Genomic DNA, 17,995 nt, shown 5'->3' with positions numbered 1-17,995 from the left:
CGGGTGCGGGCAGGCGGGTCAGCGGGCCGATCCGAACCAGCGCTCCAGGGCCATGGGCAGGTCGGCGTGGCTGCCGGGGGCCGCCCAGGCCACGTAGCCGTCGGGGCGGACCAGTACGGAGGTGGTGCGGGCCAAGGCGCTGTCCTCGGGCAGTACGGGGGCGGCGGTGACCACGTCGATCCGGTCCAGCCAGGGCCGGGCCCGCTCGCGCAGCCGGCCGTTGTCGGCGAGGTCCAGCAGCACACCGCGCCCGGCCCGCAGCGCCTCGGTGCTGCGGGACAGCAGCTTGTGGCCGCTCAGCTCCACGTCGGGCAGGCGGCGGCCGAGCAGCGGGTGGGAGCCGCCGTCGAGGTCGTAGTGGATCTCCAGGCCCGAGACCATCGCCGCGAAGTGCCGGCCGACCTCGGGGTAGCGGATCAGTTCGGTCAGTACGTCGCGCAGCGGCTGCACCTCGGGTCCGGACAGGAACAGCAGTCCCTGGGCCCGGGTGTTCATCAGCAGCCGCTCCCCGACCGGGTGGCGTTCGGCGTGGTAGCTGTCGAGCAGCGACTCGGGGGCCCGGCCGCGCACCACGGCGCCGAGCTTCCAGCCGAGGTTCACCGAGTCCTGGATGCTGGTGTTCATGCCCTGGCCGCCGGCCGGGAGGTGGATGTGGGCGGAGTCGCCGGCCAGGAGGACCCGGCCGCGCCGGTACTGAGAGACCTGCCGCGTGCCGTCGCCGAAGGCCGACAGCCACACCGGTTCGGCGTGCGAGATGTCGTCGCCGGTCAGCCGCTGCCAGGCGGCGGAGACCTCGTCCCAGGTCGGGGGCTGCTCGCGCCGCTTGGGCGGGGTGCCGCGCTCGCACACGATCAGCCGGGTGATCCCGCCGGGCAGCGGGCCGACCATGACCATGCCGCCTTCCAGGGTCTCGCCGATCATCCGCGGTTGCAGGTCCACGCCCTTGACGTCGGCGAGGTACATCTCCAGGGTCGAGGGCGTGCCGGGGAAGTCGAAGCCGGCCTTCTTGCGGATCACCGAGCGGCCGCCGTCGCAGCCGACCAGGTACTCGCAGCGCAGCCGCTGAACTCCGTCGGGGCCGTTCACCTCGACCTCGACGCAGTCCTCCTTCTCCGTGACGGACCGCACCTCGTGGCGGCGCCGCAGGTCGGCGCCGAGCCGGGTGCACCACTCCTCCAGCACGGTCTCGGTGACCGACTGCGGGACGCTCTTGGCCGCCTGGTGGGCGCCGTCCAGCACGCCGAAGTCCACCGGCAGGCCCCCGAAATGGCCCACGTTGCTGACCTCGACGTCCCCGAAGCGGGACAGCAGGCCCCGCTGGTCGAAGACCTCCATGGTGCGTGCGGTGAAGCCGAGGCCCCGTGACTCTCCGGTGCGTGCGGCGAGTTTCTCCAGTACGACGACGTCGACGCCCGCGAGCCGCAGCTCGCCCGCGAGCATCATGCCGGCCGGCCCGGCGCCCACGACGATGACTTGTGCGTCCATGACACTCCTCGGGAATCCCGCCGGGCGGGCGGGGCAGGGAACGGGTGTGGGGCGGATCAGCGGGACAGGCGCCCGATGGCCTGGTTCGCCAGGTGCGCGGCCGCCGCGTGCCGGGGATCGGGTGAGAACGCCTCGTGGCGCACCGCGACCTCGGCGAGCTTGATGGTGTGCTCGTCGCCGATCTCCACGGCCCTCGCGAAGACCTCCGCCAGGGCGGGCGGGCCGGCCGGCGCCGGGGTGGCGGTGCCGGGCGCCGCGCGGAACCAGTCGAGCATCGTGCGGCTGACCGCCCGCGCCGTCAGGTAGGACGGGCGGCGCTGGGCGGGCGGCAGGTGGTCGACCACCAGGCGCACCGCGGCGGGCCCGGTGACCGCGTGGATCAGGGGGATCGGATGGTGCTGGGAGACGGTGGCGTAGATCCCGGCGTACTCGGCGACGAGCGCGTCCAGGGCCCGCGCGACCTCGTCGCGGCCTCCGTCCCCGTCGTGCCCGGTGTCCGGGGCGCGTCCGGGTCCCGGCACGTCGTCGGGGTCGGCGACGATGCCGTGGGTCGAATGGCGTGCGGCCCAGTAGCCCAGGCCCTGGGCCAGTTCGCCCAGCTGGAACCGGTTGTCGCCGGGGGCGGCGGCCACGGCCCGGACCGCGTGCGCGGTACGGATCACGCCGTGCGTGAGCACCGCGGACATGCCGGGCAGCAGCCGGGGCCACCAGCGGGCCAGCACTTGGGGCCACGGGCTCAGCGCCAACTCCCTCTCGAACAGCGCCGTCCAGTCGGCCACCCGGGAGAAGTCTCCCAGCGCGGCCCGCCAGTCGGCGGGGTCGTCGGGATCGATGGGCCAGCGGCGCTCGGGCACGTCGTGATAGGAGCGGCTGCGCAGGTTCCGCTCGACCCACGCCGGCACCTCGTCGGCGTACCCCATGTGAGCCAGGGCCTCGGCGGCCATCGGAGCGTGGTTGACGAAGCTTCTGCCGTGCTCGAAACCGACCGGACGCAGACGCTCCAGCGCCTCGCTCACGGCCTCGGAGTAGCTGAGTGCTGCCACGGCCGTCAGTCCTTGATTTCGCAGATGGCGGCGCCGGAGGTGAGGGAGGCGCCGACTTCGGCGGTGAGGCCCTTGACGGTGCCGGTTTTGTGGGCGTTGAGGGGCTGTTCCATCTTCATGGCTTCGAGGACGACGATGAGGTCGCCTTCCTGGACTTCCTGGCCCTCCTCGACGGCGATCTTGACGATGGTGCCCTGCATGGGGGAGGCGAGGGTGTCGCCGGAGGCGGCGGGGCCGGACTTCTTGGCCGCGCGGCGTTTGGGGCGGGCGCCGGCGGCCAGGCCGGTGCGGGCCAGGGACATGCCCAGGCTGGAGGGCAGGGAGACTTCCAGGCGTTTGCCGCCGACCTCGACGACGACCGTCTCGCGGCCGCTCTCCTCGTCCGCCTCGGTGTCCGCGGGGGCGGTGAAGGGTGTGATCTCGTTGACGAAGCCGGTCTCGATCCAGCGGGTGTGGACGGTGAAGGGGTCGGTGGAGCCGGTGAGTTCGGGGGCGAAGGCGGGGTCGCGGACGACGGTGCGGTGGAAGGGGAGGGCGGTGGCCATGCCCTCGACGGTGAACTCGTCCAGGGCGCGGGCGGCGCGCTGGAGTGCCTCGGCGCGGGTGCGGCCGGTGACGATCAGTTTGGCCAGGAGGGAGTCCCAGGCGGGGCCGATGACGCTGCCGGATTCGACGCCGGCGTCGAGGCGGACGCCGGGGCCGGTGGGTGCGTCGAAGCGGGTGACGGTGCCGGGGGCGGGCAGGAAGCCGCGGCCGGGGTCCTCGCCGTTGATGCGGAACTCGAAGGAGTGGCCGCGCAGGGCGGGGTCGTCGTAGCCCAGTTCTTCGCCGTCGGCGATGCGGAACATCTCGCGGACCAGGTCGATGCCGGCGACTTCCTCGGTGACGGGGTGTTCGACCTGGAGGCGGGTGTTGACCTCCAGGAAGGAGATGGTGCCGTCTGCTCCGACGAGGAATTCGACGGTGCCGGCGCCGACGTAGCCGGCTTCCTTGAGGATGGCCTTGGAGGACGCGTACAGCTCCTCCACCTGGGTGTCGGAGAGGAAGGGCGCGGGGGCCTCCTCGACGAGTTTTTGGTGGCGGCGCTGGAGGGAGCAGTCGCGGGTGGAGACGACGACCACGTTGCCGTGGGTGTCGGCCAGGCACTGGGTCTCCACGTGGCGGGGCTGGTCGAGGTAGCGCTCGACGAAGCATTCGCCGCGGCCGAAGGCGGCCACGGCCTCGCGGACGGCGGAGTCGTAGAGTTCGGGGACCTCTTCGAGGGTGCGGGCGACTTTGAGGCCGCGGCCGCCGCCGCCGAAGGCGGCCTTGATCGCGATGGGCAGGCCGTGTTCCCTGGCGAAGGCGACGACCTCGTCCGCGCCGGAGACGGGGTCGGGGGTGCCGGCGACCAGGGGGGCGCCGGCCCGCTGGGCGATGTGGCGGGCGGCGACCTTGTCGCCCAGGTCCCGGATGGCGTGCGGGGGCGGGCCGATCCAGATCAGACCGGCGTCCCCGACCGCCTGCGCGAACTCGGCGTTCTCGGAGAGGAATCCGTAGCCGGGGTGGATGGCGTCCGCGCCCGACTCACGGGCGGCGTTGAGGACCTTGGCGATGTCCAGATAGCTGGTCGCGGGGGTGTCACCACCCAGGGCGAACGCCTCATCAGCGGCACGGACATGCAACGCGTCCCGGTCCGGATCCGCGTAGACGGCCACGCTCGCGATCCCGGCGTCCCGGCAGGCCCGGGCCACACGGACAGCGATTTCGCCACGATTGGCGATGAGCACCCTCCGCATGTCAGGACGCCTGCCGGGCGGTCGTCGGCGCGTCCGGGGCCGCGTGGTGGAACCGGCCGGCGCCGGACTGCAGCGGCCCCAGCGAACCGTCGAAGAAGACCAGCGGTTCGCGGCCCTGCTCCGGCGCTCCGAGGTCCACCACCTCGCCGACGACGATGTCGTGGTCACCGGCCGTGTGGACGTCGACCGTCGTGCAGGTCAGATGGGCCAGCGCCTCGCTCAGCACGGGCAGTCCGTCCGCGCTGAAGTGGTGCGGGACCCCGGCGAGCATGTCCGGCCGCCGCTCGGCGAAGTGCCGGGCCAGCGACTGCTGGCGGCCGGAGAGGAAGTTGACGGTGAACCCGCCGCTCTCGGTCAGCAGGGTGTGCAGCCGGGACCGCCGGTGCAGACAGAACAGGACGAGCGGGGGCTCCAGGGAGACCGAGGTGAAGGAGTTGACGGTCGTGCCGTCCGCCTCGCCCTCCGATCCGGTGGTGATCACGGTGACGCCGGTCGTGAACAGGCCGCACACACGGCGCAGGCCCAGGGGATCGACGGGCCGGCGCTGCTCGGGGGCGCGGGTCAGTGACCGCGCTGCTGCGGACATGGGCATCCCTTCCTGGCTCATGGCTCATGGCTCATGGGTCTTGGCTCTTGGCGGTGTCTGAGGGGGCTGCGCGGGTCAGAGGAGCTTGCGGACCTTGGAGCCGGCCTTGAGGATGCCGAGCAGGAACTCCCGGCCGACGCTGTTCATCTCGGCCGGCGCCTGCGCGGAGGCCCAGTACAGGAAGCGCGCCATCGTCATCGTCGAGGGGTAGATGAAGCGGCGGCTCTCGTCCTTCCAGCCGAAGACCGGGTTGACGACCGGGGACTCGTCGATCAGCTTGAAGACGATGTCGGCGGCCTCGTCACCGGTCAGCGCACCCGCCTCGTACTTCTCGCAGGTCTCCGCCGTGGCCTCCAGCAGCTGCTTGAAGGAGTCGCTCTGCGGCCACCACAGGCCCGGGTGGGGGACGTTCTCCAGCTCGTCGAAGTGCTCCTGACGGCCGTCGCGCAGATGCTTGAGGCGGGCCCGGGTGAGCCGCATGGTGCCGGGGGTGATGAAGGAACCCCAGATCCGGAAGACGGCGTTCCACAGTCGGAAGTGGGAGAATGAGATGAACGAGCTGTTCACGAGCTCGTCGTTGTACTGGAGCAGCCCCTGCTCCAGGCGCTCGACGTACTCGAAGCGCTCGGCCGAGAAGTCGCCGTCCTTCAGGGCGGTCACCAGACGCGAGGTCAGCGCGTCCACCACTTCCAGCGTGTTCGACAGCCCACGGGAGAACAGCGGGTCGAGGAAGCCGGCCGCGTGCGACATCAGGCACCAGCGGTCGCCGACGGTCTGTTTCGAGGAATACTGCAGCCGGTCGGTGGACACCCATTCCCGCACTCGGGTGGCACCGTCGAATTGCCGCTTGACTGCCGGATATTTGTCCAGGAAGAGCTGGAATTCCTGCTCCGGGGACAGGTCCTTGGGTTTCGGATAGGTGCGTTCGTCGATGGTCAGCGCGACGCTGCACAGCGGATTCCGGGACTTCTCGTGATTGTCGAACGGAATGATCCAGAACCAGCCGCGCTCGATGAGGTGGTGCATGGTGCCGGTGTGCCAGTCGGCCGGCGGGCGGAGTGCCGCGGGGTGCCCGCTGACGTCGTCGAACCGCTTGATGCCGACGTAGTGGGTGAACATCGACCGGGAGTGGTGCTTGAAGCGGGCCGGCTTCTCCCGCAGGTCGAGCTTGTCGGCGAGCGGTGAGCGGAACCCGGAGGCGTCCACCAGGTACTTCGCCCGGTACAGCTCGGGCTGGGCGCCGGGGGCGGCGCTCTTGCCGAGGACCGTCACGCCGTCGTCGTCGAAGTCGACCTCGCTCGCCCGCCAGTTCTGGCGGGGGGTGCAGCCGTACTTGATCGCCACGTGGAACATGAAGGCGTCGCTGTCCTGGCGGAACATGTGGCTGTTCTGGTGGAAGATCTTCGGCAGCGCCAGCTGCGTCGCCTGCCGGGGATCGGGTTCCTTGCCGACCTCGTGCTTCATGAACCCGAAGTGCGCCTTGGTGCCGAACGTCGGGGCGATGTCCCGGGTGGAGGCCTGGACGCTGGACAGGCTCTTCAGCTCGGGTATCCCGTGCCGTTCGGAGAGGATGTGGATCCACTCGACGAGCTGCGGGGTCATGGATTCGCCGATGGCGAAGCGGGGGTGCGCGGCCGCGTCGACCAGCAGGACCTTCGCGCCGTGCCGGGCCAGGATCGTCCCCGTCACGGAGCCGGCCAGTCCCGAGCCCAGGACGATGACGTCGAAGGTCATCTCCTCGGGGACGCCGGCCGGTTCGGGTATGCCTTCGGTCCGTGTCGCGACCATGAGCTGTCTCCTTCGTCGGGGCGGTGCACAGCGGGTTTCGGTGGTGGGCACGGCGGTGTGACCGCATGAAAAAAGGCCCTTCACTCCGTTTGGAATGAAGAGCCTTGGTACGGCTTCTGGAAGATTGTGGAAAGGGCATGCGAGAACCGCTGGATTAAGCGTGACAGCCTTTGCCCGCTGGGTCAACCCCCGGCCGGAACAGAAGGCGCAGAAATAGCGGAGAAGGCGCTTCCGGAATGGGTGGGGGAAAGGAGTTTCAGCAGCAGGGTGCGCAATTCCTCCGTGCCGCCGGAACCGAGCAGATCCGTCACGTCCGCCGCCAGGCCGGCCACGGCCCGCGCCACGGTGTCCAGCTTCTCCCGGCCGGTGTCGGTCACTTCGAGGGCGTAGCGGCGCCGGTCGTGCGGGTCGCGGCCCCGGCGTACGAGCTGCTGCTTGACCAGTTCGTCCACGAGCTGGGAGACGGCGGGCCCGGTGATCGCCAGCAGTTCCGCGAGCCGCTGCTGGGCGCAGGGCCCGAACGTCGCCAGGGCGGACAGCGGGCCGTAGTGGCGCACCCGCAGGCCGGTGCCGGCCAGCTTCTCGTCGCCGAGCCGGCGCAGCCGGTGGTGGGCCTGGGCCACCAGGTACTCGGTGCCCTGGACCAGGGACTGCGCGGACTCGGGCAGCAGACGGGCGAGGAGGGTGTCGAGCCGGGCGGTCTCGTCGGGGGTGAGGACAGAGGTGAGCAGGGCGTCCCGCTCGGCCACCGCACGCCGCCGGACGTCCAGTGCCCGGCGGCCCTCGTCCGTCAGGGAGAGCACGTACTGGCGACGGTTGTCGGGGTTGCGGGTGCGCCGGACCTCACCGCGCTCCTCGAGGCGGTCGATGACCGACACCATGATGGTGCGGTTGATGCCGAGCCGCTCGGCCAGGTCGAGCTGGGACTCCCAGTCGTGGCCGGTGAGCGCGTCCAGGACCAGGAAGTCGCGGGAGTCCGCGTCGCCGCCGGTGCCGGTCGAGGAGAACTGGGCGTGGACCCGGCGCAGGAGGTATCCGATGAAGTCGGTGAGTGCCTCCGGGAGTACACCGGGGACTTCCGCGGTCTCCTCGGTCCGTGTGACGGGGCCTCGCCCGGCGTCGCGTTCATACCGCAAGAACAGCACCTCCTGCCCGAGTATACGGGCGGTGTCCGGGAGCATCCGGTGGCGTGTGCCGCCCCGCGGTCCTGTGGTCGGGGGCTCCGGCGGCCCGCCCCGGGGGACAAGGCGGGGCCGCCGGACGGTCACAGCGCGACCGGGGGGTGCTGCATGTCGCGCTGCGGCTGGGGGGCGGTCGCGGGGGCGGTCACCAGGGCGACGACCAGGGCCAGCAGGTACAGGCCGCCTCCGAGCAGGAAACCGTAGGAGTATCCGGTGGTCAGCGCGTCGGGCACGCTGCCCGGCAGCTCGTTCTCGGTGACCACGGTGGCGGCGGCGGCCAGCGCCGCCAGGCCGATCGCTCCACCGATCTGCTGGGCGGTGTTGACCAGGCCGGATGCGGCCCCGGTCGCCTGCGGTTCGACGCCGCGGACGCTGATGACGGTGACGGTCACGAAGACCATGCCGAGCCCGAGGCCGACGATCAGCTGGGCGGGCAGCAGCGCCACCATCGGGTTCTGGCCGGGGGCCAGGAAGCTGAACCAGACCATGCCCGCGATGCCGACGACCAGACCCACGGAGATGACGGCACGCTCGGAGATCCGGGCCAGGAGCTGCGGGCCCAGACCGCCGGCCGCGATGCCCATGCCGAGTGCGAAGGGCAGGTACGCGAGGCCGGTGACCATCGGCTCGTAGCCCTTGACCACCTGCATGTAGAGGGTGAGGAAGTAGAAGGTGGCGAGCATGCCGGCGCCGACCAGGAACATGATCAGGTTGGCTCCGACCCGGCTGCGGTCGGCGAGCAGACCCCGGGGGACCATGGGCGCCCGGCTGCCGCGCTGGATGGCGACGAAGGCGACGAGCAGGACGAGGGCGGTGGCCAGGCCGATCAGGGTGAGGCCGTCACCGAGGCCTTCCTCGCCGGCCCGGGTGATGCCGAAGACGAGGGCGCCGAAGCCGAAGGTGGCGGCGAACGCGCCGGGCACGTCTACCTTGCCGCGCTCACGGTCGCCCTCGACGAGGACGCCGGTGCCGAGCAGTACGGCCAGGGCGATCGGGATGTTGATGAACATCACCCAGCGCCAGCTCAGGAACTCGGTGAGCACACCGCCGAGCAGCAGGCCGACGACCGAGCCGAGTCCGCCCATGGCGCCGTACACCCCGAGCGCCTTGTTGCGGGCGGGGCCCGCTTCGAAGGTGGTGGCCAGCAGTGACAGGGCCGTGGGGGCGGCGATGGCCGCGCCCGCGCCCTGGATCACCCGGGCCAGGATGAGCAGTTCCCCGTTCTGGGCCACGCCGCCGAGCAGGGAGGCGGCGGTGAACAGGACCAGGCCGATGCGGAAGACCCGGCGCCGGCCGAAGAGGTCACCGGCGCGGCCGCCGGCCAGCAGCAGGCCGCCGAACGCCAGCGCGTAGGCGGTGACGACCCATCCGAGGCCGGACTCGCTGAGGCCGAGGGCGCTCTGCATGCTCGGCAGGGCGACGGCGACGATGGTGTTGTCGAGGACCAGCATCAGCTGAGCTGCGGCGATGACCAGCAGCGCGAGGCCGAGCCGGCCGTCCTGCCGCGGCGGTGCCGCGGCCTTGGGGACGGCCTGGGTGCGGTCTTGCAGCGACATGAGTTCTCTCCGATGTCTCTGATGTCCCTGGCGGGAAGGGGATGGGCGTCTCTGGCGGGAAGGGGGCGGGCGTCTCTGGCGGGGTGGGGATGGGTGCGGCGGTCCCGGGGCGGACGGCGGCCGCGGTTCAGCGCAGGGCGGCGTCGGCCTTCGGGGTCCAGATGTCCAGGTCCTCGTAGGCGGCGCGCCACTCGGTGGCGTAGGCCTGGCGCAGCGGTTCGGGCATCTTGCCGAGGACGGTGGCGACCTTGGCGGCGTCGATGTCGTCCAGCAGCCAGGGCAGGTAGCGGGTGGAGTCGTCGCCGATGCGGGTGCGCTGCTCGGCGCTGAAGGCGGTCCACTCCTCCTGGCTCAGGGTGAGGTCCATCAGGGCGAGGGCGTCCCGCTCCTCGTGGTCGAGGTGGCCGCCGAGCTGCGTGACGAGGGTGTCGGTCAGGCCCCCCAGGCGCTGCAGCCCGGACTCCCGGTCGGCGAGGGCCGTGTCGATGTCGGCCAGCAGGGGTTCGATCACCGCGTGCTCGGCCTCCATGGCCTCCAGCAGGGCCAGTTCGTCCGGGCGGCCGGCCAGGGCGCGCTCCATCGGGGGCCACACGGTGACGTCCTCGGAGACGTGGTGGGCGGTCAGGAACTTCTTGAACAGCTCCCAGCCGACGGCGGTGCTCAGTACGTGCCGGGGGTCCTCGTCGACCCGGGCGGTGATCCGGGCGATGCGCTCCAGCTCACGCCGCAGGGCGTCGTGGATCGCGAACATCATCGTCATGTCGAGGTTCTTGAAGTCCTGGTTCATGGCTCTCTCCCTCATCGCCTCACTGCTCCGTGCGGTACTGCGAAGGTATCGTCAACTTGCTTATCTATCAAGATGCCAACTAGCAATTCACCAACCATCAGTGTCGCAAGGGCTTGACGGTGATGGCGAAAGAGCAGGTCAGCGCCGTTCGGCAGGTTGCAGCACGGGGTTCTCCGCATCGGCGGCTTCAGGTGCACCGGGACCGTCCGGACCGTCCGGACCGTCCGGACCGTCCGGACCGTCCGGACCGTCCGGGCCGTCCGGGACGTCCGCGGCGTCCGCCCTCCGGCGGATCAGGCTCAGCGCCGGCGTGGTCATCGCCGTGGTCACCAGGGCCATGAGCACCAGGACGGTGAACAGGTCGGGGCCGACGATCCCGAGGCCGAGACCGATGTCCAGCACGACCAGCTCGGTCAGCCCCCGGCAGTTCATCAGCGCGCCGAGGGACATCGCATCGCGCCACCCGTTGCCGGTCAGCCGGGCCGCGAGCGCGGCCCCGCCCCACTTCCCCAGCCCCGCCACGGCGAGTACGGCACCGGCCCACAGCCACAGCGCCGAACCGCCGCCCAGCAGCGACACGTCGGTCCGCAGCCCGGTGCTCACGAAGAAGAGCGGCAGCAGTACCGGCACCGCGAAGGCACGCAGTCGTATCGCCGCCGTCGCGGTCCGCCGGCTGCCGCGCGGGGTGACCACACCGAACAGGAAGGCGCCGAACAGCGCGTGCACACCGATCAGATCGGTGACGTATCCGGACAGGCACAGGCCGCTGAACAGCACGACCAGCACCACGGCGTCGGAGTGACCCCGTTCGGCCCGCGCGGTCCACCGGGTCAGCAGCGGCCGGACGACGTAGAACAGGACGCACGCGAAGGCCGTCGCGTACAGCGCGGTCGTGACGGCGTCGAAGGGCGAACCGCTGTTCGCGATCGCCACGACGGCGGCCAGCAGGCACCATGCGCTCACGTCGCCGACGGCCGCGCTGGCCATGGCGAGCGCGCCCACCCGGCTGCGGTACAGCCCGCGATCGGTGAGGATGCGGGCCAGGACCGGGAACGCGGTGATGCTGAGCGCGACCCCGATGAACAGGACGAACGAGAGCCGGTCGGTGCCGTCCGGGGCGAGCGGGCCGTACATGCCGAGCGCCAGCAGGGCACCCAGCACGAGCGGCACGGCGGTGCCCGCCTGGGAGACGGCGAGGGCGGTTCTGCGGTCCCCGCGCAGTGCGCCGAGGTCGAGTTCCAGCCCGACGAGGAACATGAAGACGAGCAGCCCGACATTGCCGAGCATGTCGATGTACGGGATCACGGACGGGCCGAACAGCCAGGCCTGGCCCTCGGGCCACAGCGCGCCCAGCAGGGAGGGGCCGAGCAGGATGCCGGCGAGGATCTCTCCGACCACCGGTGGCTGACCGGCCCGGCGCAGGAACTGGGCGGCCGCCCGGCTGACGAGGATCACCGTCGGAACGGCGATGAGGAGGTCGGAGAGAGGGACGGGAACAGCGGCCATCACGTCTCCTGAGACAGGGAGGGGCGGGGCGGTGCGGTGCGGGCACCGGGTGGCGTCGCGGCGTCGCCGGAGGGGTCAGGAGCCGTAGGGGCGGGCCGCCTTGGCCGCGCGCAGGGCGTCGGCCCACCACATCAGCTGGTCGAGCATGAGCTTGGCGGCCGCCTCGCACCGCTCGGGCTCGGCGGGAAACCGTCCCTCGGCGTCGAAGTGGTCGAGCACGCGGGGGAAGGTGACGACGTCCTTCATCCCCACGCAGTGGAACTCGGCGAAGATCTGCCGCAGATGCTCGATCGCGCGCACTCCGCCCGCCGCGCCGAGCCCGTAGCCGACGAAGCCGACCGGCTTGGCCCGCCACTCGGTCTGGAAGCTGTCGACCAGCGTCTTCAGCGGCCCGGGAATGCTGCGGTTGTACTCCGGCACGACCACCGCGTAGGCCTCGGCGCCCGCGAGCCGGGGACGCAGCGCCGCGGCCACGGGGTCGTCCGCGGCCAGGTCGGACGGCAGCGGATGGTGGGCCACGTCCACGACGTCCAGGACGAGGTCCCCGCGCCGCCGGGCGACACCGGCGAACCAGCCCGCGACGTCCGGGGCGAGCCGCCCTTCGCGGGCCGAGCCGACGAGGAGCGCGACCCGGACCGGCGCGGGCGTCACCGGCCCGCCGGCAGCGGCGCGGGCACCGGCGTCAGGGCGAGGAACTCGGTGGCCTCGACCCGGGACAGGATGCGGCGGGTCACGGCCGGCATGCGCGTGCTGCCGTCGTCGGTGAAGACCACGGGGTCGGTGACCCGGATGCGGCGCCCTCGGGTGGTGATCTCGCAACCGCCCGCCGCCAGCACGTTCTTGACCCAGTCGGAGCCGGGCCCGTACGGCAGCGTGATGACGATGTCCGTGCCGCGCCGGAACAGTTTGACCGGCGTGGCGAACTCCCGTCCGGACTTGCGGCCCCGGTGATGGACCTTCCCGAAGCCCGGCAGGCGGCTGAACAGGGGGCCGACGAACCGGTTGGCGAACCGCCGGTTGAACCGGGCGACTTTTCTGTCGATGGGCATGACGTCCTCCTTGGGCTTCCTTGCGCTAGCTGCTTCCTTGCGCTGCTTCCTGGTGCTTTTTCGTCCAGCTGCTTCGTCGTGCTGCTTCGTGGTGCTGCTTCGTGGTGTGTCTTCTGCGGCGGTCCGGCGCCGGCCGCGGCAGCGCCCGTGCGGCGCGCGCGGCCGACGCCGGAGCTGGGGCGGGTCAGGCGCCGGGGCGGCCGGCCGGGGTGAGGGGGCCGGCCGGCTTGCCGCCCGACTGCAGGAAGCGCTGCAGGGCGAAGTTGTCGACGATGCCCCAGCGTTCGGCGATCCGGTCGCCCTCGAAGCGGAACCAGATGATCGCCTGGTGCTGGACCTGGAGCCCGGTCGGCTGGATCCCGATGAAGGGGCCCGTGTGCCGGCCGTGCATCACCCAGCGGATGGCGGCCTTGTCGCCCATGGCGATGAAGTCGAGGATCTCGTACTTGATGTCGCTGAAGGCGGACTGCTGGATCCGGATGGTGTGCTTGAACGCCTCCGGTCCGCGCATGGAGTCGTCGTGGCTGCCGTGGTTGCGGAAGTCCGCGGTGAGGTAGCGGTCGGCGGCCGAGAGGTCGCCGAGGTCGAGGCCCTCGTGGAAGACCTTCTCGATGAGTTCCTTCTGCTGGTCCGGCGTGAGCGTGGTGGGCATGGCGGGTTCTCCTTCGCTGGGATCGGGCTACTGGGCGGGGGTGCCGCGGCCGCCGCGGGTGTCGAGCGTCCGCGCGTCGACCCGGGTGACACCGGCGGGTACGGCTCCGGTGGTCCACACGATGCGCAGCCGCAGCCGGTCGAAGCGCCAGCCGTCCGGCGTGCGCCGGGCCGTACCGGCGAAACGGCCGCCGAGCTGGAAGTACTCGGAGGCGTCCGGCGGCAGCGGCGAGCCGTGGTGCACATGGGAGGCGATCAGGCTCCAGCCCACTTCGGCGCGGTCGCCGTCGACCTCGACCGTGCTCTCGGAGCCGTGGTGGTGCGTACGGCCCCAGCGCGCCATGATCTGCGCGGTGAAGCCGTCGACACCCGCGCTGCCCCGGTGGCTGCCGACCGGGAACGTCATCTCCACGTCGTCCGTGAACAGCGCGCCGGCCCACGCCGCGTCGAAGGTGCCCGCGTCGAGGCTGGCCAGATAACGGTCGGCGAGGTCCTTGAGCGCCGTGACGTCGGACAGCCGGGCCACCTCGGCGGCCAGGTCGGCGGGGACCGCGGCCTGCACCGGGGTGGTCATGACACCCTGCGCGCTTCGGTCCGGGCGCCCGTCGCGTAGATCACGGCGTCGTCGGGACCGTGCACGACGGCCTTGCCCTCGCCGGAGAGCGTGTCCCCGGTGAGGCGCGCCGTGATGTCGATCTGTATGTACGCGGCGTGGTGGCCGTTCGGGCTGATCTGGGTGACGTCGACGTTGAAGTCCTCGCGCAGGGAGAACTCCAGGGTCTCGTCGCCGACGGCGGTCCACGCGCCGTAGCCGGTGCTCTTCCGCGTCGTGACCGAGAGCGAACCGTCCGCGGCGAAGGCGACCGTGTACTCGTCCACCTCGTCGTCGTGCGTGACCGTACCCGTCCATCGTCCGACGGGGGTCCAGGTAGAAACAGGCATCGACCACACTTCCTCGAATGGGGGCGGCAGAAAAAAGGAGATCCGCGGCGGGTCGGTGCTGCCGACTCGCCGCGGATCTCCTGGAACGTGCGGAACGCGGGGCTGCGAAGAGCCTGCCGCGGGAGGCCCCGCCCGTGGAGACCGCCGCCGAAGAAGTGGCGGCGTCCGGGCATGGGGGCGCCGCAGAAAGTGTGACAGTTGTCGTCCGCGTCGTCAACTGCCGCTATACATAAGGGAGTTGACGAAACCGAGCTGCCCCCGCGGCCGGTGTGGGCCGCGGGGGCAGCTGTGGACCCGATCCCCGCACGGATCGGTCCTTGAGGGAACGGTCGGTCAAGAGGAGGGCCCTTTCCGGGCCCGGGTCATTCGCGGGGGTCGTGGCGGGTCAGGGCCAGCAGTTCCTCCAGGTCGTACTCCGCGCGCTGCGGGCCGCCGTGCCGGGTGATCTTTCCGCGGCTGGCCCATTTGCGGATGGTGGCCTGGGAGACGCCCATCGCCAGGGCGGCCAGTTCCGTGGGCACCGTACGGCGTCGGGCCGTCCCGCCGGTGCGCTCCGCGAAGCCGCTCACGCCGCCCGCTCCTTCTCCGTACGGCCGGCCAGCAGCAGCCACTGGCGGGGCGGCACCGGGTGGCCGGCGTCGCAGGAGACATGGCTGGGAACGCGGTCGCGGTCCGCCGGCCGGACGCCGAAGAGGGCGCCCCCGCACTCCGGCCGCGGACACGGCCCGAGCGGGAACCTGTTCACCGGCCCAGGACCGAACAACTCGTCCAGATCCGTGAGCAGTTCGGTGATCTCCTCGGTGAACTCGACACCGGCGGGGTGGTCGGCGAACCACGGCAGTTGCTGCCCCAGGAACCGCACCAGCCGGCCGAGCCCCCGCTCCGTGGTGCCGAGGGCGGTGTCGCCGCGCTCGTCCAGGACGAGCCGGGCCCACAGGCTCAGGGTCTCGGTCACCCGGCTCCGCAGGGACACGACCCGCTCGTCCAGCACGATGCCGACGCTGCCGCGACTGCCGCTCACCCGCTGCCGCAGCGCCGTCGCGGGGGTGGCGGCCAGGGTTTCGTCGCTCTCCTTGTACAGGGCGAGCAGCGTCCGCAGTTCACGGCCGGTCCGGTCCAGGCAGCGGGTGCAGATCCGGCCGCACCGCCGTGCGCAGTCCCTGCTCGTGTGCTCCTCGGTGGCTCTCTCACGCTCATCCATCGAAATCCCCCGATCCGTGGCAGTTTCGCAAGACGACATTCAGTCTCACCGGGCTCCCGGGGCTACTTCTACCGACAGCGATGCAGGGTTCCATCAAGCGTTCGAGGTTGGGTCAGCCCCATGTCAATGCCGTGCCAAGTGCCCAGATCGGGGCGCCTCGGCGAGCGTTCGATCCAGGAAAACATACAGGCAAGTCTACTCGGTTCGGTGCCGTTCGATCGTTTCGGAAGGGAAGGTTCAGGCCATTTGACGTATGTATGTGGGGGATCTGTGAATGAAGGAAGATCATATGAGGGTGTCGCATGCGGGTGTGGGTCCGGTAAAACAGACCTCCTTGTATGCTTCCTTTGGCTGAGAGGCCGACAAGGACGAAGAAGGCAGGTGGGGTCCGATGCAGACACGGTCCGAGCGGACTCGTGAGGCTCTGATCAGGGCCACGGCGGAGCTGATCGCGGACGGGTGCCCGGCCGACGCGGGCCTGGTCAACATCTGCCGCCGGGCCGGCGTGAGCCGCGGCGCGCTCTACCACCACTTCTCCTCGACGGCCGCCCTCGCGGCCGCCGTCCACGAACAGGCGCGCGGCCGGCTGGAGGAGATCGTCGACGTGGCGTTCTCCGGTGCGGCCGTGGACGCGCCGGAGCGCTTCTGCCTGGCGCTCACCGAGGCGCTGGGCAGCGACAAGATCGTCCGGGCGGGCATGGAACTGGCCCCGGACGGCTCAGCGGGGCCGCCGAGGCTGCGCGACCACCTGATGTCGCTGCTCCGCGACCGGGTGGCCGCCGCGCACGAGGCGGCCGGCCGGCGGCACGGCGCGCCGCCCGGGGACCTGGCCGATCTGGCCGTGGTCGTGGCGGCCGGCATCGAGACACTGGGCCGGTCGGACCCCGGGTGGTGGGACGGCGACACCTCCCGGCGCCTGTGGGGACTGATACGCCCGCCGTTCCCCCAGGCGGACGGCGGCCACCGCCGCCTGCCGTGACAACGTTCGCACGTCGTCCGCGAACGGGGTCAGGACGCGGGGGCCGCGGTGCGGAGCCGGCCGATCAGGCCGGGGGTGGCGAGTCCGGGCAGGAAGAAGCGCCAGAAGGAGCCGACCCGGTCGCCCAGGTCCTCCCGGCCGGTGTACGCCTGGGACATGATCTGCAGGCCGGTGAAGCAGCCGACGATCATCGACGCCGCCTCGTCCACATCGACGCCCGGCAGGAGCTCGTCCCCTTCCTTCGCCTCCCGCAGCAGCTTCTCGATCGCCTCCAGGGACTGCTCGTAGGCGGTCTGCGGAGGGCGGTGGAAGGAGGTCTGCTCAGTGGTCAGACGCACGCTGGCGCGCAGTACCGGGTCGTGCTGGAGACGGCGGGCGAACTCCAGGGTCAGGTCGATCACCGACTGCAGCCGCACCGGCCCCTCCGGTACGTCCAGGGCCTCGCCGTGGGCCTGGACCAGGGCCACGGCGATGGCTTCCTTGGAGGGGAAGTGGTGATAGAGGGAGCCACGGGTCAGCCCGGTGCGGGCCAGTATGTCGTTGGTGCTGGCGGCGTCGTAACCGCGTTCGTCGAAAACGTGGGCGGCGGCCTCGAGAATCGACCGTCGCGACTGCCTGCCGCGTTCCTGTTGAGCCATGCCTCATCCTTACCCTGCCGCTGTTAGCCCAACAGACTAGTCTGTATTGTTGCCGCGGTCACGGTTGGCCGAGCCGGAAACCCACCCCGCGCACGGTGACGATCCAGGCGCTGGAGCCGAGTTTGCCGCGCAGGGTGCCGACGTGCGTGTCCACGGTCCGGCCCCGCGGCGACCAGGCGTCGTCCCAGACGTGGGCCATGATCTGGCGCCGGGTGAGCACCGTACCGGCCTGCAGGGCCAGTAGGTGGAGCAGGTCGAACTCCTTGCGGGTCAGGTCCAGGGGCTCCCCGTGGAGGGTGGCCGCCCGGGCGGCCACGTCGATGCGCAGCCCGGCGTGGGTGATGACCCGGCCGGTGTCCGCGGTGGCCGGCCGGCCGTGCGAGCGGCGCATCACCGCCTCCATGCGGGCCAGCAGCTCGCGGAAGCCGTACGGCTTGACCAGGTAGTCGTCCGAGCCCGCCTGGAGGCCGAGCACACAGTCGAGTTCCGAGCGCCGCGCGGTCACCGTGATGATCGGTGTGTCGCTGATCGCCCGGATGGCCCGGCACACCTCGAGGCCGTCCAGGTCGGGCAGGTCGAGGTCGAGCAGGATCAGGTCGGCGTCGCGGTGGCCGCGCAGCGCCTGGGCGCCGGTGTCCACGCCCCGCGCGGCGTACCCCTGCCGGGTCAGCCCCCGCAGGAGCGTTTCGGCGGACCGTTGGTCGTTCTCGACGACCAGGACGTTCCGGGCCGCGCGGCGGACCGGGGCGGGTCGGAGAGGGTGCTGCGGCGACGGTCCGACGAGCTCCGCGTACTGCCGGTTCATCTGTCCCCCTGGAGGCACCT

The 17,995-nt window shown here is 71.4% G+C and carries 19 protein-coding genes; 1 reads left to right on the top strand and 18 read right to left on the bottom strand.

Features of this window, described 5'->3' with window-relative positions; genetic code table 11:
• Positions 1-18: 18 nt before the first annotated feature.
• The 16 genes from C4J65_RS16180 to C4J65_RS16105 all read right to left on the bottom strand — a co-directional run bounded on the left by C4J65_RS16180 (position 19) and on the right by C4J65_RS16105 (position 15,553).
• Complete coding sequence (locus C4J65_RS16180) at positions 19-1,485, bottom strand: FAD-dependent monooxygenase (protein WP_115743048.1); 1,467 nt, start codon at positions 1,483-1,485, stop codon at positions 19-21.
• Between the two features lie 56 nt (positions 1,486-1,541).
• Positions 1,542-2,528 (bottom strand): questin oxidase family protein, encoded by a 987-nt coding sequence (locus C4J65_RS16175; RefSeq protein ID WP_115743047.1) that lies wholly within the window; start codon positions 2,526-2,528, stop codon positions 1,542-1,544.
• 5 nt (positions 2,529-2,533) lie between these two features.
• A complete protein-coding gene (locus C4J65_RS16170) occupies positions 2,534-4,306 on the bottom strand; it encodes a biotin carboxylase N-terminal domain-containing protein (protein ID WP_115743046.1) in 1,773 nt (590 codons plus the stop codon).
• Between the two features lies 1 nt (position 4,307).
• Complete coding sequence (locus C4J65_RS16165; protein WP_115743045.1) at positions 4,308-4,892, bottom strand: flavin reductase family protein; 585 nt, start codon at positions 4,890-4,892, stop codon at positions 4,308-4,310.
• Between the two features lie 75 nt (positions 4,893-4,967).
• Positions 4,968-6,680, bottom strand: a complete 1,713-nt coding sequence (locus C4J65_RS16160) for an FAD-dependent monooxygenase (RefSeq protein ID WP_115743044.1) — start codon at positions 6,678-6,680, stop codon at positions 4,968-4,970.
• 182 nt (positions 6,681-6,862) lie between these two features.
• Positions 6,863-7,825: a MarR family transcriptional regulator gene (locus tag C4J65_RS16155; protein ID WP_240330439.1), complete on the bottom strand. Its 963-nt coding sequence runs from the start codon at positions 7,823-7,825 to the stop codon at positions 6,863-6,865.
• Positions 7,826-7,944: 119 nt separating this feature from the next.
• On the bottom strand, positions 7,945-9,417 hold the full coding sequence (locus C4J65_RS16150; RefSeq protein WP_115743042.1) for an MFS transporter: 1,473 nt from the start codon (positions 9,415-9,417) through the stop codon (positions 7,945-7,947).
• 127 nt (positions 9,418-9,544) lie between these two features.
• The gene (locus tag C4J65_RS16145) at positions 9,545-10,204 is read right to left on the bottom strand and encodes a hemerythrin domain-containing protein (protein ID WP_115743041.1); all 660 of its coding nucleotides are present in this window, start codon (positions 10,202-10,204) and stop codon (positions 9,545-9,547) included.
• Positions 10,205-10,342: 138 nt separating this feature from the next.
• Positions 10,343-11,710: a cation:proton antiporter gene (locus C4J65_RS16140; RefSeq protein ID WP_115743040.1), complete on the bottom strand. Its 1,368-nt coding sequence runs from the start codon at positions 11,708-11,710 to the stop codon at positions 10,343-10,345.
• A 75-nt stretch (positions 11,711-11,785) separates the two neighbouring features.
• Entirely contained in the window at positions 11,786-12,361 is a 576-nt protein-coding gene (locus C4J65_RS16135; protein ID WP_115743039.1) for an NAD(P)H-dependent oxidoreductase, read from the bottom strand.
• The gene (locus tag C4J65_RS16130) at positions 12,358-12,759 is read right to left on the bottom strand and encodes a nitroreductase family deazaflavin-dependent oxidoreductase (protein ID WP_115743038.1); all 402 of its coding nucleotides are present in this window, start codon (positions 12,757-12,759) and stop codon (positions 12,358-12,360) included. The genes C4J65_RS16135 and C4J65_RS16130 overlap by 4 nt, the downstream gene beginning before the upstream one ends.
• Positions 12,760-12,943: 184 nt before the next feature.
• Positions 12,944-13,411: an ester cyclase gene (locus tag C4J65_RS16125; protein ID WP_115743037.1), complete on the bottom strand. Its 468-nt coding sequence runs from the start codon at positions 13,409-13,411 to the stop codon at positions 12,944-12,946.
• 27 nt (positions 13,412-13,438) lie between these two features.
• Positions 13,439-13,984: a nuclear transport factor 2 family protein gene (locus C4J65_RS16120; RefSeq protein WP_115743036.1), complete on the bottom strand. Its 546-nt coding sequence runs from the start codon at positions 13,982-13,984 to the stop codon at positions 13,439-13,441.
• Complete coding sequence (locus tag C4J65_RS16115; protein ID WP_240330438.1) at positions 13,981-14,352, bottom strand: dehydrogenase; 372 nt, start codon at positions 14,350-14,352, stop codon at positions 13,981-13,983. Before C4J65_RS16115 ends, C4J65_RS16120 begins: the two co-directional genes overlap by 4 nt.
• A gap of 362 nt (positions 14,353-14,714) precedes the next feature.
• Positions 14,715-14,921, bottom strand: coding sequence for a hypothetical protein (locus C4J65_RS16110; protein ID WP_115743034.1), 207 nt, complete (start codon positions 14,919-14,921; stop codon positions 14,715-14,717).
• Positions 14,918-15,553: an OvmZ protein gene (locus C4J65_RS16105; protein ID WP_240330437.1), complete on the bottom strand. Its 636-nt coding sequence runs from the start codon at positions 15,551-15,553 to the stop codon at positions 14,918-14,920. Before C4J65_RS16105 ends, C4J65_RS16110 begins: the two co-directional genes overlap by 4 nt.
• A 391-nt stretch (positions 15,554-15,944) precedes the next feature.
• Between C4J65_RS16105 and C4J65_RS16100 the strand changes: the two genes are divergently transcribed.
• A complete protein-coding gene (locus tag C4J65_RS16100; protein ID WP_115743033.1) occupies positions 15,945-16,532 on the top strand; it encodes a TetR/AcrR family transcriptional regulator in 588 nt (195 codons plus the stop codon).
• Between the two features lie 29 nt (positions 16,533-16,561).
• Here C4J65_RS16100 and C4J65_RS16095 read toward each other — a convergent pair whose 3' ends face one another.
• Both C4J65_RS16095 and C4J65_RS16090 read right to left on the bottom strand, forming a co-directional pair.
• Entirely contained in the window at positions 16,562-17,170 is a 609-nt protein-coding gene (locus C4J65_RS16095) for a ScbR family autoregulator-binding transcription factor (protein ID WP_115743032.1), read from the bottom strand.
• Positions 17,171-17,228: 58 nt separating this feature from the next.
• A complete protein-coding gene (locus C4J65_RS16090; RefSeq protein ID WP_115743031.1) occupies positions 17,229-17,975 on the bottom strand; it encodes a response regulator transcription factor in 747 nt (248 codons plus the stop codon).
• Positions 17,976-17,995: the final 20 nt, after the last annotated feature.

Origin of the sequence: Streptomyces sp. CB09001 (assembly GCF_003369795.1) — a bacterium.
Lineage (GTDB): Bacteria > Actinomycetota > Actinomycetes > Streptomycetales > Streptomycetaceae > Streptomyces.
This window is presented reverse-complemented; position numbering and strand designations above follow the sequence as displayed.